This window comes from Pseudomonas gregormendelii (assembly GCF_017114825.1).
In the GTDB taxonomy this organism is placed as follows: Bacteria; Pseudomonadota; Gammaproteobacteria; order Pseudomonadales; family Pseudomonadaceae; genus Aquipseudomonas; species Aquipseudomonas gregormendelii.
Genome location: NZ_JADEVO010000026.1, coordinates 71,552 through 85,768, shown reverse-complemented (window position 1 = coordinate 85,768; position 14,217 = coordinate 71,552). Strand labels below are relative to the sequence as shown.

The window sequence follows — 14,217 nt, the reverse complement described above, 5'->3', positions numbered from 1 at the left end:
CACCTCTTTTTCAACTTCTTTTGCGCTTCGATGACCTGAAGCAGCTGACCGTCAAAACTGCGTAACTCATTGTTTACCAAGGAGTTTTCCGTTTCGACTGCGCCGGAAGTGGGGCGAATTATAGACATCTGAAATCTGCCGTCAAGGCCTAATTACGCCTTCTTGGCAGAAGAGGCCTTTTTAGCCCATAACCGCGGTATTCGACGGGACACAACAGGCAGCCGCATTACCAAAAGCAGCCCTCCTATAGATGCGTAGATGGCCCACTCTTCAAGATCAGCACGCACAATCCACAACATATGCAGCAAACCAAGCCCGAGCACCACATAAGCCAATCGATGCAGCTTCTTCCAGCGAGCGCCTAACCGGCGCTGGCTGTATCTGTTCGAGGTCACGGCCAATGCGAGCAGGCAAAGAAATGCCAGCGCCCCGACAATTATGTAAGGCCGCTTGCGCAACTCGACACCCAGTTGCGACCAGTCAAACCCAAGGATAAATGCCATATACCCGCACAGATGCAGGACCACGTAGGCAAAACACCATAATCCGAGCTGGCGGCGCACGGCGATCCACCCCGCCCAACCGCTGAGTTTCTGCAGTGGCGTCATCGCCAGCGTGACCAGCAGCAGTATGAGGGTACCCAGCCCCAGGCGATCAACCAGCACCTTACCGGGATCAGGCCCAAGCACATCCGCCCAGGCCTGGTACAACCACAAGACCGGCCAGACGGCGGCGGCGATGAATACGCCGATACGCCAGTACGGGAAACGCATCAGTAGTTCTTCCGCAGATCGAGCCCTGTATATAGAGAAGCGACTTCTTCCGAGTAGCCGTTGAACATCTGGGTGTCCCGCACGTTCGGCTTGAACAGGCCACTGGGCAGGCGCCGCTCGCGAGCCTGGGTCCAGCGCGGGTGATCGACCGTCGGATTCACGTTCGCGTAAAAGCCGTATTCATCTGCGGCAAGACTCTGCCAGGTCGTCTTGGGCTGCTCGCTGACCAGGCTGATCCGCACAATGGACTTGATGCTCTTGAAGCCATACTTCCAGGGCACCACCAACCGCAGCGGCGCACCGTTCTGGCTGGGCAATTCGCGCCCGTACATGCCCACCGCAAGAATCGCCAGCGGATTCATCGCCTCATCCAGGCGCAAGCCTTCGACATAGGGCCAGTCGATCAAGGCGAAACCGGAACGCTGCCCGGGCATGGTCTTGGGGTCCTGCAAGGTTTCGAAGCGGATGTACTTGGCACTGGCGCTCGGCTCCACCTGTTTGAGCAATGCCGACAGGGGAAAGCCGAGCCAGGGAATGACCATCGACCAGGCTTCCACGCAACGCAGGCGATAAATGCGCTCTTCCAGCTGATAGGGCTTCATGAAGTCTTCCAGCGCGTACCGCCCCGGCTTACCCACCTCCCCGTCTACAACCACACTCCAGGGTTCGGTCTTCAGCGCGCCTGCGTTCGCCGCGGGGTCGCCTTTTTCGGTGCCGAACTCATAAAAGTTGTTGTAGTGGGTCGCATCCTTGAATAGCGTGATCGCCTCATCCTTGACGGTCACCGCCCCCCAACGCGTAGCGGGAAGTTTCTCGGAGAACCAGGAAGGCGCCTTGCCAGGCTCGACGTCGGCGTAGCGGGACGCCTCTTCGGCGCTGGCCCAACGCGGCAGGCTGCCAACAGCCAATCCGGCAACGGCAGCGCCAAGGACGTTACGTCGAGATAAATACAGGGATTGAGGCGTGACGTCCGACTCATGGCAGTCAGATGCCTGGGGGATCTTGATCAGCATGGCTACTCCGCAGTTTTGGAGGACAGATGCACCAAATTAGACTGCGGAGTATGAGGGATATCAGGCGTTTTTGTTCCGGCGAAGTCTTAATAGATATTGCACCGGACCAGAGGCTGCGTAGGCAAGGAACACCAGTAACAGAATACGCGGCGGATCACTGAATACCACTGCGAACACCAGCACCACGGCCAGGATTGCCACGAACGGCACCCGCCCCTTCAGGTCCAGCTCCTTGAAGCTGTTGTACTTGATGTTGCTGACCATCAGCATACCGGCGGCGGCAACCATCAGCGCCACCAGGAAAGACATCCTGGAGCCCTGGATGCCGTAGTCGCTGAACGCCCAGACGATACCGGCAACCACACCCGCCGCTGCCGGACTGGCAAGCCCGATAAAGTAACGCTTGTCTGCGGTGCCCACTTGAGTGTTGAAGCGCGCCAGTCGCAGCGCCGCGCCCGCCACATAGATGAAGGCAACCATCCAGCCGACCTTGCCCATGTCACCCAGGGCCCAGCCGAACGCCAACAGCGCCGGGGCAACGCCGAAGGCGACCATGTCCGACAGCGAGTCGTATTCGGCGCCGAAGGCACTTTGGGTATTGGTCATGCGGGCCACGCGGCCGTCTAGCCCGTCGAGCACCATGGCGACAAAGATCGCGATGGCGGCGAAAGCAAAGTATTTGCTTGCGCCGACCGAGTCACCGGCGCTCGCTGCCGCCTGGGCGCTCATCGAGTTGATGATGGAATAGAACCCCGCGAAGAGATTCGCGGTGGTGAATAGATTCGGCAGAAGATAGATACCACGATGCCGGACTTTACGACCTTCAGCGTCATGCCCTTCTTCGATGTGTTCATCGATGGGCAGCAGGCTTTCGGCGTCAGAAGCCTGGTTTGGCTCTTCGGGACGTTCGCTCATGGACATTACCTTGCAACAGGGTGGAGAAATTTCGACAGGCGTCTGGGACGAGGGTTCGCCCGCAAACGATGCAGCTTTATACCAGAACCGGCTCCCCAAACGAAAAAACGCGGCCTAGGCCGCGTTTTCCGTACAAGTGCGCGACTTAGTTCTTGGCTTTGTCGACGATCTTGTTGGCACCGATCCAAGGCATCATGGAGCGCAGTTGCTCGCCGATGATTTCGATGCCGTGAGCGGCGTTGTTACGACGCTTGGCGGTCATCGAAGGATAGCCGGTAGCGCCTTCGCTGATGAACATCTTGGCGTATTCGCCGTCCTGAATACGTTTCAGGGCGTTGCGCATGGCCTGACGGGATTCGGCGTTGATCACTTCCGGGCCGGTCACGTATTCGCCGTATTCAGCGTTGTTGGAGATCGAGTAGTTCATGTTGGCGATACCGCCTTCGTACATGAGGTCAACGATCAGCTTCAGTTCGTGCAGGCATTCGAAGTAGGCCATTTCCGGCGCGTAGCCAGCTTCAACCAGGGTTTCGAAACCGGCTTTTACCAGCTCAACGGTACCGCCGCACAGTACGGCTTGCTCGCCGAACAGGTCGGTTTCGGTCTCGTCCTTGAACGTGGTTTCGATGATGCCGGTACGACCACCGCCAACGCCAGCAGCGTAGGACAGTGCAACGTTCTTGGCGTTGCCGGAAGCGTCCTGGTAGATAGCGATCAGGTCAGGGATGCCGCCGCCTTTGACGAACTCGGAGCGAACAGTGTGGCCCGGTGCTTTCGGCGCGATCATGATCACGTCGAGGTCAGCGCGTGGTACTACCTGGTTGTAGTGGATCGCGAAGCCGTGGGAGAAGGCCAGGGTGGCGCCTTTCTTGATGTTCGGCTCGATTTCGTTCTTGTACAGGGCGGACTGGAACTCGTCCGGGGTCAGGATCATGACCAGGTCGGCAGCTGCAACAGCGGAAGCAACGTCAGTCACTTTCAAGCCGTGAGCCTCAGCCTTGGCAACAGTGGCCGAGCCTTTACGCAGGCCAACAGTTACGTCAACGCCGGAGTCTTTGAGGTTGCACGCTTGAGCGTGACCCTGGGAACCGTAACCGATAATGGCAACTTTCTTGCCCTGGATGATGGACAGGTCGCAGTCTTTTTCGTAATAAACTTTCATGAAATTCCCCTATATATCCAGGCCGTTCAGGCCATTCACTAATTTGGTTTAGATGCTGAGTACTTTGTCGCCGCGAGCGATGCCGGTTACGCCACTGCGGACGGTTTCCAGGATCGATGCGGTGCCGATGGACTGAATGAAGCTGTCGAGCTTGTCGCTGGTACCGGTCAACTGAACGGTATACACGCTGGCGCTGACGTCGACGATCTGTCCACGGTAAATATCGGTGGTGCGTTTGATCTCGGCGCGCTGTGCGCCAGTGGCCTTGACCTTGACCAGCATCAGTTCGCGCTCGATGTGAGCACTCTCCGACAGGTCGACCAGTTTGACCACTTCGATCAACTTGTTCAGGTTCTTGGTGATCTGCTCGATCACTTCGTCATGACCCACTGTGGTCAACGTCAGGCGCGACAGGGTCGGGTCTTCGGTCGGTGCCACAGTCAGGCTTTCGATGTTGTAGTTGCGCTGCGAGAACAGGCCGACTACACGAGAAAGAGCACCCGGTTCGTTTTCCAGAAGCAAGGAAATAATATGCCGCATGATTAAGTACGCTCCGTCTTGCTCAGCCACATATCGCGCATGGAGCCGTCTTTGATCTGCATCGGGTAGACGTGCTCGCTGGTGTCGACCGAAACATCGATGATGACCAGACGATCCTTCATGGCGAACGCTTCTGCCATCTTCGTCTTCAAATCTTTCGATTCGGTGATGCGCACGCCGACGTGACCGTAGGCCTCCGCCAACTTGACGAAATCAGGCAACGATTCCATATAGGAATGTGAGTGACGGCTGCCGTAGCTCATGTCTTGCCACTGGCGAACCATACCCAGAACACCGTTGTTCAGGATCACGATCTTCACTGGCAAGCCATACTGCAGGCAGGTCGACAGCTCCTGGATGTTCATCTGGATGCTGCCCTCGCCCGTCACGCAGACGACGTCGGCATCCGGGAAGCTCAACTTGATGCCCATGGCCGCCGGGAAACCGAAGCCCATGGTGCCCAGGCCACCGGAGTTGATCCAGCGATTGGGCTTGTTGAACGTGTAGTACTGCGCGGCGAACATCTGGTGCTGCCCCACGTCCGAGGCAACAAAGGCATCGCCCTTGGTGACTTCGCACAGGGTTTCGATCACGGTCTGCGGCTTGATGACGCCGCCGTCGCCCTTGTCGTAAGGGAACAGGCCACGATCACCGCGCCACTCATCAACTTGCTTCCACCAGCTGGCAACGGACTCCTTGTTCGGGGTCTCGCCGATTTCCTTGAGGATCGCGACCATTTCGGTCAGGACGCTTTCCACCGGACCCACGATGGGTACATCGGCCTTGATGGTCTTGGAGATCGAAGCCGGGTCGATGTCGATGTGGATGATCTTGGCGTTCGGGCAAAACTTCGCCGGGCCGTTGATCACACGGTCATCGAAACGTGCACCGACTGCCAGGATCACATCGGCGTGGTGCATCGCCAGGTTGGCGGTGTAGCTGCCGTGCATGCCGAGCATGCCGATGAACTGGCGATCGGTGCCAGGGTAGGCACCCAGGCCCATCAAGGTATTGGTCACTGGCAGGTTGAGCATTTTCGCCAGCTCGGTCAGCGGCGCGGAGCCACCACCGAGGATCACGCCGCCGCCGGCGTACATCACTGGCCGCTTGGCCGCCAGGAGCATTTCTGCAGCCTTGCGGATTTGCCCGGAGTGACCGCGAACGGCCGGGCTGTAGGAACGCAGCTTGGCTTTCTTCGGGAAAATGTATTCGAACTTCTCGGCCGGGTTGGTCATGTCTTTGGGGATATCGACAACGACCGGACCAGGACGACCGGATTGCGCCAGGTAGAACGCCTTCTTCATGACTTCCGGAATTTCCGACGCGTGCTTGATCATGAAGCTGTGCTTCACGATCGGCCGGGAGATACCGATCATGTCGGTTTCCTGGAACGCGTCGGTGCCTACCATGGTGCTAGGCACCTGGCCGGAAATGACCACCATCGGAATGGAGTCCATGTAGGCCGTGGCAATACCGGTAATGGCGTTGGTTGCGCCCGGCCCGGAAGTGACCAGTACCACGCCGGCTTTGCCGGTGGCACGGGCATAGCCGTCAGCCATATGGGTCGCAGCCTGCTCGTGGCGAACCAGGATGTGGGTCACTTCCGGTTCTTTGAACAGGGCATCGTAGACATGAAGAAGAGCACCACCCGGGTACCCGTAGATGTACTTGACGCCTTCGTCACGCAAAAAGCGGACGAGCATCTCACCGCCAGATAAAAGCTCCACGTTGTTCACCTCTAAAACGCCAGAATACCGCCCACATGCAAAAGGACGGGTCTTAATAGGTTTACTTCTCAGCAGAGCATGAGCGACGGTGGTCGCCGACTACGTCAGCACTGACTGAGCAAGTATTGGGATCGTCCCAAGTGTTGCGGGACTTTCCCACCCAGCGCGAGGTAACGCGTTGCGGGTGTAACAGGTCGGCGCGGGTATGCGCCTCATGATCTGCCGAGTGGGTCTGCTTCTGGCAGTCCCTCTACAGCGGACTTTGGATTCTTCTGTTTCGTCCCCTCCAAGTCAAGCCGTCTATGTGCTTTATTGAAGTAAGCGCATGAGAAAGCAAGAAAAAACCGCTAAACCGCAACTGTGTTAGCTTCAATTGCGCAACTCATGGCTAGGAAATGGCATGCGAACTTTATTGATGGTCGGTCTACTGATCAGCCCTTGGTGTCTGGCGGGGCAAATCTACAAGTGGGTGGACGCCCAAGGCGTGACTCATTTCGACGCCCAGCCTCCTCAAGGTCAGGAGGCGACGACGGTGCTCACTCCAGCACCGGCCCCGGCCAAGCCGGTACCACCACCACGCAGCCATGTGATTGGCGACCAGCAGGCGATCGACAAATCGGTGAAGGCACAGGTGGCCGAGCAGCAGGCGCAGTTGCAGGCGTTCTGCCAACAGGCCCGCACGAACCTGGCCCAGCTACAGAACAATCCAAGATTACGAGAGGAAGTCGACGGTGAGATGCGCCGCCTGAACGAGCAACAGCGTCAGGAGCGCATCAGCGAATCACAGAAACAGATTGGGGATAACTGCCAATAGAACCCTGCGTAGGAGCTGCCGAGCGAAGCAGAGGCTGCGATCTTTTGACCTTTACCCCAGAACAACAAGATCAAGAGGTCGCAGCCTCGTTGCACTCGACAGCTCCTACATCCGCTCCTACATCGGATCCGGCGCTAGCGGGCAGCCGTGATCAGCAGGTCAAACTCCTTGAGCAGCACCTGCAACTGCCGATCCTTGCCCTGCACATTGCGCGCGGCGAACACCATTTCGGCCATTTCCTGGATTCCCGACGCATTGGGCAACGGGAGATCCTGTTCGAGGATCATTTTCATCCGCGGCAGGAAAATCCATTGCAGCCACTGTTCGAAATCCAGCGTATCGACCGAGAAAGGCTCAACGCTGGAAAGCGCCTCAGTGGAGGGCGAGACGTCGTCCCACCATCCCTGCACTCGCAGTTCGCGCTCGATCAACAGCAGTTGCTCGGCGATCTTCGGAAAGCGTGCGTCCATCACAGCGTGACCTTGGCCTTCTGGCGGGCCAGCGCAGCGCCTGCAGAATCACCCTGCTTCTCACGCGCCTGGGCGATCAGCCCCCACAGGCTGGCCTGCAGGTCCGGCCGGCCATTGGCCATGGTCAGGCCCCGGCGGGCGAACTGCTCGGCCTGTGCCGCATCACCTTGGGCCATGCGCACCTGGGCCAGGCGATAAAGCACCTGCGGCTCACGTGGCGCCACCCGCTGGGCACGCTCAAGGCTCGACGACGCGCCGTTGAGGTCACCGCCCGCCTGTTGCTGCTGGGCCGTGGTCAACAGCGCCAGCACCGGACCGTCCAGTTGCTCATCGGCCGACAAGCCACCGCCGGTACTGGCTGACGGAATCCCGCTCGGAGTCGCCGGCATGCTGTAGCTGCCCTGGTTGATCGGCGCCGACTGCACTGGCGCCGTATCGATTGGACCTGGCGTGATCGGGCCCGGCGTGATCGGCGAAGTGCTGATAGGCGCAGAAGCCACCGCACCACCGCCTGGGACCATCACCACCACCCCAGTGTCACCTTGCGGTATCGCCTGGGCCTGCGCCTGTACCGGACGCTTGACCGTCGTCTGCCGGAAACCGCCATTGGCCTGCACACGTTCGCTGTTCGAAACGGCGCTGCCGGAATCCACTACCGGAATGGACCCGCGTTGTACGGTGGAGCAACCGCTGAGCAAAGCCACGGCGGTAACCGCTGGAATCAACCACTTGTTCACTTGAAACCCTCTTTGCTTAGTTCATCCAGCCTTTGACCCAATCCATCACCGTTTCGCCCGAAGCAGGGCTTTCGCCACCGCAAGCGGGGCCGGGAGGCGGTTCGCTGCCGCGAATATACGGCATCTGTACGGCACCTGGACAACCCGCATCGGAACCCTGCCCCGTGCGTGAATCAACCCAGGCCTGAACAATGTTGTCTGGCTGCGGCATGTCCAGCGGCAACGGGTCGGCCTTGCGCATGAAACTGGTCCAGACCTGCAGCGCGCCGGTGGCGCCGGTGAACGGCGTCTTGCCGTTGTCATCGCGCCCCAACCACACCACGGCCAGCAGGTCCTGGCTGAAGCCGGCGAACCAGCTGTCTCGCGAATCGTTACTGGTACCGGTCTTGCCGGCCAGGGTCAGGGTCTTGGGCAACACGTTATAAACCGAACTGCCTGTACCTTCACGCATGACCCGCTGCATGGCGCTCTGGACCAGATAAATGGAAGCCGGGTCGAAACGCTGCTCGATCTGGAACGGATAACGCTTGAGTGGCTCGCCTTCGGCGGTGAGCACACTGCGAATGCCGCGCATCGGTGTATTGAACCCGCCGTTGGCGAGGGTCTGGTACATGGTTGCCACTTCGATCGGGGTCAAGCCTCCGGCCCCCAGCAACATCGACGGGAATGCCGGAAACTCGCGACTCACACCCAGTCGTGCAAGCGTCTTGAGCACGTTCGGTACGCCCACCGCCAAGCCCAGGCGAGCGGTCGACAGGTTGTAGGAATGCGCCAGGCCTTGATAAAGGAATACCGTGCCATGGGAGCGGCGATCGTAGTTCTGCGGTTTCCAGACCTGGCCGTCCGCGCCCTTCACCGAGAAGGAGTCGTCCGACAGCCAACTGGTCAGGGTGTATTGGCTCGGTTTTTCCAGGGCCGTCAGATAAACAGCCGGTTTGATCAGCGAGCCGATCGGTCGAACCGCATCCAGCGCGCGGTTGAATCCGGCAAAACTGGCCTGGCGGCTGCCGATCATGGCCTGGACTTCGCCGGTTTCCGGGTTGGTCACGACCATCGCCGCTTCAACCTCATCGGAGCCCTTGCGCCCGGACAGACGTTTGAACGTGTCATTGACCGACGCTTCGGCTTTCATCTGCAGGATCGGATCAAAGCTGGTGAAAATCCGCAGGCCTTCTTCGGTCAAATCCTCGTCGCGATAGTCCTGGCGCAGCTGACGCTTGACCAGATCGAGGAAGCCGGGGAACGAGCTGTCGGCGAGTTTCCCGCGGGTAGTCACACCCAGTGGCAATTTCTTCGCGGCGGCGACCTGCTCGGCAGTGGCCACACCCTGCTCCTGAAGGACATCCAGCACCAGGTTGCGGCGCTCCAGGGCGCGTTCGGGGTTACGTCGCGGATTGTAGTAGGAAGGGCCCTTGACCATGCCTACCAGCAAGGCCACCTGATGCAGTTTCAGCTCGGACAAAGGCTGGCCGAAGAAGAACTGGCTGGCCAGTCCAAAACCGTGCACCGCACGCTGGCCGTCCTGGCCGACGAACACTTCATTGAGGTAAGCCTCAAGAATCTCGCGCTTGTCGTAATGCAACTCCAGCAACATCGCCATCATGGCTTCGGTGAGTTTGCGGGTCAGGCTGCGTTCGCTGGTCAGGTAGAAGTTCTTGACCAATTGTTGCGTCAGCGTACTGCCGCCCTGAGTCATCTTGCCGCCGGACGTGTTGACCCAGACGGCACGGGCAATCGACTTGGGTGACACACCCCAGTGGGAATAGAAGTCGCGGTCTTCCACGGCGACCAGGGTTTCCAGCAGATACGGCGGAACCTGATCGATTTTTATCAGGATGCGGTCTTCGAGATTCTTCGGATAAATCCCGCCGATCAGCAGCGGCTCCAGGCGCACCACCGAAAGCTTCGAGCCATTGGTGGCCGACAGTTCCGCCACGTAATCGCCGGAGAAGCGCACTCGCACGGGCTGGGCTTTCTCCATACCTTCATAGAACTGGAAGCCTCGGGTATTCAAGTCGACGGTGTTGCCGTTGACCGCCGCAGCGCCAGGACCATTGCTTACGCTCTCGCGCCGGTAGCCCAGGGCGTCGAGCTCGGTGAGGAAGTCTTCCTTGCTCAGCTTCTGCCCGGTGAACAGCTCGAGCGGGCGCGCGTAGACCTTGGCCGGAATGGTCCAGCGCTTGCCGGAGAACTTCTCCTGGACAATTGCATCAAGGTAGACCGCGAATCCGGCGAGCACCACGAGGCCGACCAGACTGAGTTTAAGGGCCCAGCCCAGCCACGGGCGCAGGCCCCTGGAAGGTGGTTTTTTTGGAGTGCGGGGGGATCGAGTACGAGTCATGGCGGCGGATTATACGCACTTTATTCATACTCAACAGGAGGCCTCCGAGGTTTGCGTCGAGCGGACTTGCGGCCATAATGGCGATCGTGAATTTTCCCAGACTCTGAAGGATCGCCTGTGAGCCAGTCCCTGATCGCTGCCCTGCAAAACCCGGCCCTCTACCCGCATCCCGTAGACGGGTTCCAGGTCATCGAGACCCACATTTCCTGGGTCCTGCTTACCGGCCCCTTTGCTTACAAAGTGAAAAAACCGGTGAATTTCGGCTTCCTTGACTTCACCAGCCTGGACGCTCGCGAGCACTTCTGCGGCGAAGAGCTGCGGCTTAACCAGCGTTTGACCAATGATTTGTATCTTGAAGTGTTGCCGATTACCGGCAGCGCCGAAGCGCCGCAATTGGGTGGCGACGGGCAGGTGATCGAGTTCGCGCTGAAAATGCGTCAATTCCCGCAAAGTAATCTGCTCAGCACCTTGCAAGCCAATGGTGAATTGACCACCGCGCACATCGACGAGATGGCCGCGCAGATCGCGCAATTCCACCTCGCGGCGCCTAAAGTCCCGGCCGAACATGAAGCCGGTACGCCGGACGCCGTGATGGCACCGGTGAGCCAGAACTTTGAGCAAATCCGCCCGTTCCTCAGCGACAAGACCGACCTCCTGCAACTGGACGCGCTGCAAGCCTGGGCCGAAAGCAGCTTCGAACGCCTCAAGCCGTTGATGGCCCAGCGCAAGGCCGACGGCTTCACTCGCGAGTGCCACGGTGATATCCACCTGGGCAACGCAACGCTGATCGACGGCAAGGTCGTGATCTTCGACTGCATCGAGTTTAATGAGCCGTTCCGCTTCACCGACGTCTATGCCGACACCGGCTTCCTGGCAATGGACCTGGAAGATCGTGGACTGAAGAGCCTGGCGCGCCGTTTCATCAGCCAGTACCTGGAATTGACCGGTGACTACCAGGGCCTGGAACTGCTGAACTTCTACAAGGCCTACCGCGCCCTGGTTCGGGCCAAGGTCACCCTGTTCAGCATGCCGGCCGCCGCCGACCCCGTGCAACGTGCGACCGCCCTGCGCCAATACCGCAACTACGCCAACCTGGCGGAAAGCTACAGCACCATCCCGTCTCGCTTCATGGCTATCACCCATGGTGTCTCCGCGGTAGGCAAAAGTCGTGTAGCCATGCGCCTGGTAGAAGCACTGGGCGCCATCCGCCTGCGCTCCGACGTAGAGCGCAAACGCCTGTTCGGTGAGCAGACCGTTGCAAATGAGCCACAGGCCGGCATTTACAGCGCTGAAGCCAGTGCCGCGACCTACGCCCGCCTGCATGAAATTGCAGGGGTCATCCTGCGTGCCGGCTTCCCGGTCGTGGTCGACGCCACTTACCTCAAGCACGAGCAACGCGACGGTGCAGCACAAATCGCCGAAGCTACCGGTGCGCCCTTCCTGATCCTGGACTGCAATGCGCCGCAAGCTGTCATCGAGACCTGGCTGGCCTTGCGCCAGGCGGACAACACTGACCCATCCGACGCAACCCTGGCCGTCATCGAAGCCCAGCAGGCCAACCGTGAGCCGCTGACTCCAGCGGAGATTCTCTGCAGCAAACGCGTCCAGACCAATGAAAGCGGCACACTGGATACCGTGGTAGCGCAGATTCGCCAGCGCTTGCCAGGCTTGTAAGGGGCATTTCGTCCGTGAGGTCTTCGCCGACCTCACGGGCGCCCGATAGTGGCACTATACTGGCGTCATAAATCCAACAGGTGATGTGACATGAGCCAGCCCAAACTCCTCGACACTCCGCTCTATGCCTTGCTGCACAAGGACGACATCACAGGCTTCAACAGCGAACGCCCAAGCGAGGGCGTCATAGACATGGTCGGAGGCGACTTTCGCGGCCTGGACCTGCGCGAACTGAATGCCGATGGCGTGGATTTCACCGACGCCTACTTCCGCTCCGCCGACTTGCGCGGCATCGACTTTCGCAAATCTTCCATGGAAGGTGCGAGCCTGGCTCACGCCCAGATCTCGGGCGCTTACTTTCCGCCCGAACTGAGTGCAGACGAAATCCTGATGTCGATGAATTTCGGTACGCGCCTGCGCTATCGCACCCGCTGAAATCGCGCATGAACTCACGTCCGGCGCCCCCCGCTCTGCGCTGGACTGCTTACGCCTACCCGCGCAAAAGGCCAGCTGCCCAGTCCGGCATCAAGACCGCTTAGAAGCTTTTGCCCTGAAACCGACCAAACAATCACGCTTTTCCTGCTGATGGCTACACTCCTGAGAAGCTTGCCCACGCTCCCATTCGGCCGTCGCAAGGAGGCTTGATGAATGATGAACTGCAACACCTGAAGAATCTTGGCAAGACGTCAGCGCAGTGGTTGCATGCCGTGGGCATTCACAGCGCCTCGGACTTGCGTCGCCTCGGGGCGGTGGATGCCTATCGGGCCGTGCGCACGCGCGGGTTTCGAGCGTCCAAGGTGTTGTTGTATGCGATCGAAGGTGCGCTGATGGACGTGCACTGGAACGATATTCCCGCGGAGCGAAAGGAAGCGCTGAACAAGCAGCTGGAAGCCATCTCTTCACGGCACAAGAACTGAGTTGCCCGCTGACTGGCCTGAAAGCCTCTGATTACTTGGCTTTCAGGGCGATTACAAATTAACGATCAATCAGCTGTTGACATGGTAATGAGAATCGCTATGATTATCACAACTGGTCGCGAGACTGGTCGATATTTGAACAGCCCTTGGTTCGGACTCTCAGATATCTCCTCATCAGGCTAATCACGGTTATTTGACCCGGCTCTTGCCGGGTCTTTTTTTGCCCGCTGAAATGTGCCCGGCCTTTCATTTTTTGCGAGCTTTTCCGAGCTGCTTGCGCATCTGCTTACAATAATCCGGTGCCTTCACCTTCGGCGTATACCAGACATAATCCGCCATCCCCACCGTGACCTCACTGCCCTGCTGAGCCAGCATCAACACCGTCGCTCCTTCCTGCGCCCCCAGATCCAGCAAATGGATCGGCACGCCGACATCCTTGCGCGCATGAAAAGCGCCAGCGAACAGCAAGGCAGGCTCAGGCGCTGCGAGCAGGCGTTCGGCCATGCGTCGGTCCCGTTGTTGCTGGACCGCCAGCATCGCGGGCAGTTGCGACTTGGGCAGCAGGCCGCAATGGGAGTCGCGGACTTGCTTCTGCAGTTCATCCTTTACGTCCTCTGCGTTGGACCGAGGACCGCTTGGCGTCGCCGGATGGGTATACGCCGCACGGACTTCCAATGGGTCCAGGTTTGCGGCAAGCAAGGGATACGGCTGGGTCAGGGCAAACTGAATGATGGGCCCGTACAGCGCCCAGTCCCAACCTTCCTGCCAGGCCAATGCATCGCGCAAATCCGCCGGGGGCTTGGAGGCCTGACGAACCTGATCGACATGCGGTTGTTGGTCCGGGGTGAGCATTTCGAGCAGCAGGCTGCCTTGGGTTCGTTGCTCACCCAAGGCTTGCAACAACCACAACTGCAGGGCGTGGTGATCACGATTGTCGTGTTGCTCGCCCACGATCAGCCGCGATGGCCTGGCCAGCGCCGCCAGCAGTTGCTCTGCCGTCAACACCTGGCCAGTGCGCAGGTCACGAATCTCCCCGGCTAAAGGCGGCGGCGGAGGTGGAGCAGGTGGCGGCGCGGAAACATGCGTACAGGCACCCAGCAGGAGCACCACCAGAATCAAGACTGCGCGCATGTT

Annotated in this window: 14 protein-coding genes; 4 read left to right on the top strand and 10 right to left on the bottom strand. The window is 59.3% G+C overall.

The annotated features are described in order from the left end of the window. Window positions 1-152: 152 nt before the first annotated feature. From msrQ to IMW75_RS18165, 6 genes are all read right to left on the bottom strand, one after another. The gene (gene msrQ, locus IMW75_RS18190; protein ID WP_205893395.1) at window positions 153-773 is read right to left on the bottom strand and encodes a protein-methionine-sulfoxide reductase heme-binding subunit MsrQ; all 621 of its coding nucleotides are present in this window, start codon (window positions 771-773) and stop codon (window positions 153-155) included. Beyond that, complete coding sequence (msrP, locus tag IMW75_RS18185; protein WP_205893394.1) at window positions 773-1,786, bottom strand: protein-methionine-sulfoxide reductase catalytic subunit MsrP; 1,014 nt, start codon at window positions 1,784-1,786, stop codon at window positions 773-775. The genes msrQ and msrP overlap by 1 nt, the downstream gene beginning before the upstream one ends. A 60-nt stretch (window positions 1,787-1,846) precedes the next feature. Beyond that, entirely contained in the window at window positions 1,847-2,701 is an 855-nt protein-coding gene (gene pssA / locus IMW75_RS18180; protein WP_045059415.1) for a CDP-diacylglycerol--serine O-phosphatidyltransferase, read from the bottom strand. 145 nt (window positions 2,702-2,846) lie between these two features. Then, a complete protein-coding gene (ilvC, locus tag IMW75_RS18175) occupies window positions 2,847-3,863 on the bottom strand; it encodes a ketol-acid reductoisomerase (RefSeq protein WP_007948647.1) in 1,017 nt (338 codons plus the stop codon). Window positions 3,864-3,911: 48 nt separating this feature from the next. Continuing rightward, window positions 3,912-4,403: an acetolactate synthase small subunit gene (gene ilvN / locus IMW75_RS18170; protein WP_003176102.1), complete on the bottom strand. Its 492-nt coding sequence runs from the start codon at window positions 4,401-4,403 to the stop codon at window positions 3,912-3,914. Between the two features lie 2 nt (window positions 4,404-4,405). Beyond that, a complete protein-coding gene (locus IMW75_RS18165) occupies window positions 4,406-6,130 on the bottom strand; it encodes an acetolactate synthase 3 large subunit (RefSeq protein WP_045059421.1) in 1,725 nt (574 codons plus the stop codon). A gap of 400 nt (window positions 6,131-6,530) precedes the next feature. Between IMW75_RS18165 and IMW75_RS18160 the strand changes: the two genes are divergently transcribed. After that, a complete protein-coding gene (locus IMW75_RS18160; RefSeq protein ID WP_045059414.1) occupies window positions 6,531-6,944 on the top strand; it encodes a DUF4124 domain-containing protein in 414 nt (137 codons plus the stop codon). A gap of 134 nt (window positions 6,945-7,078) precedes the next feature. On the opposite strand, the gene IMW75_RS18155 is transcribed toward IMW75_RS18160, so the two are convergent. Genes IMW75_RS18155 through mrcB form a run of 3 tightly spaced genes read right to left on the bottom strand, consistent with a single transcriptional unit; the run spans window position 7,079 to window position 10,492 of the window. Then, a complete protein-coding gene (locus IMW75_RS18155; protein ID WP_045059413.1) occupies window positions 7,079-7,414 on the bottom strand; it encodes a YqcC family protein in 336 nt (111 codons plus the stop codon). Then, complete coding sequence (locus tag IMW75_RS18150; protein ID WP_205893393.1) at window positions 7,414-8,151, bottom strand: tetratricopeptide repeat protein; 738 nt, start codon at window positions 8,149-8,151, stop codon at window positions 7,414-7,416. The genes IMW75_RS18155 and IMW75_RS18150 overlap by 1 nt, the downstream gene beginning before the upstream one ends. Window positions 8,152-8,167: 16 nt before the next feature. Further along, complete coding sequence (gene mrcB / locus IMW75_RS18145; protein ID WP_045059411.1) at window positions 8,168-10,492, bottom strand: penicillin-binding protein 1B; 2,325 nt, start codon at window positions 10,490-10,492, stop codon at window positions 8,168-8,170. A gap of 117 nt (window positions 10,493-10,609) precedes the next feature. On the opposite strand from mrcB, the gene IMW75_RS18140 reads away from it, so the two are divergent. From IMW75_RS18140 to IMW75_RS18130, 3 genes are all read left to right on the top strand, one after another. Next, window positions 10,610-12,166: an AAA family ATPase gene (locus IMW75_RS18140; RefSeq protein WP_205893392.1), complete on the top strand. Its 1,557-nt coding sequence runs from the start codon at window positions 10,610-10,612 to the stop codon at window positions 12,164-12,166. A gap of 90 nt (window positions 12,167-12,256) precedes the next feature. Next, window positions 12,257-12,601 carry a pentapeptide repeat-containing protein gene (locus IMW75_RS18135; protein WP_045059409.1) on the top strand — a complete coding sequence of 115 codons (345 nt, stop codon included), beginning with the start codon at window positions 12,257-12,259 and terminating at the stop codon, window positions 12,599-12,601. A gap of 209 nt (window positions 12,602-12,810) precedes the next feature. Beyond that, complete coding sequence (locus tag IMW75_RS18130) at window positions 12,811-13,083, top strand: TfoX/Sxy family protein (protein WP_007971093.1); 273 nt, start codon at window positions 12,811-12,813, stop codon at window positions 13,081-13,083. A 246-nt stretch (window positions 13,084-13,329) separates the two neighbouring features. On the opposite strand, the gene IMW75_RS18125 is transcribed toward IMW75_RS18130, so the two are convergent. After that, window positions 13,330-14,214 (bottom strand): ChaN family lipoprotein, encoded by an 885-nt coding sequence (locus IMW75_RS18125; RefSeq protein ID WP_205893391.1) that lies wholly within the window; start codon window positions 14,212-14,214, stop codon window positions 13,330-13,332. Window positions 14,215-14,217: the final 3 nt, after the last annotated feature.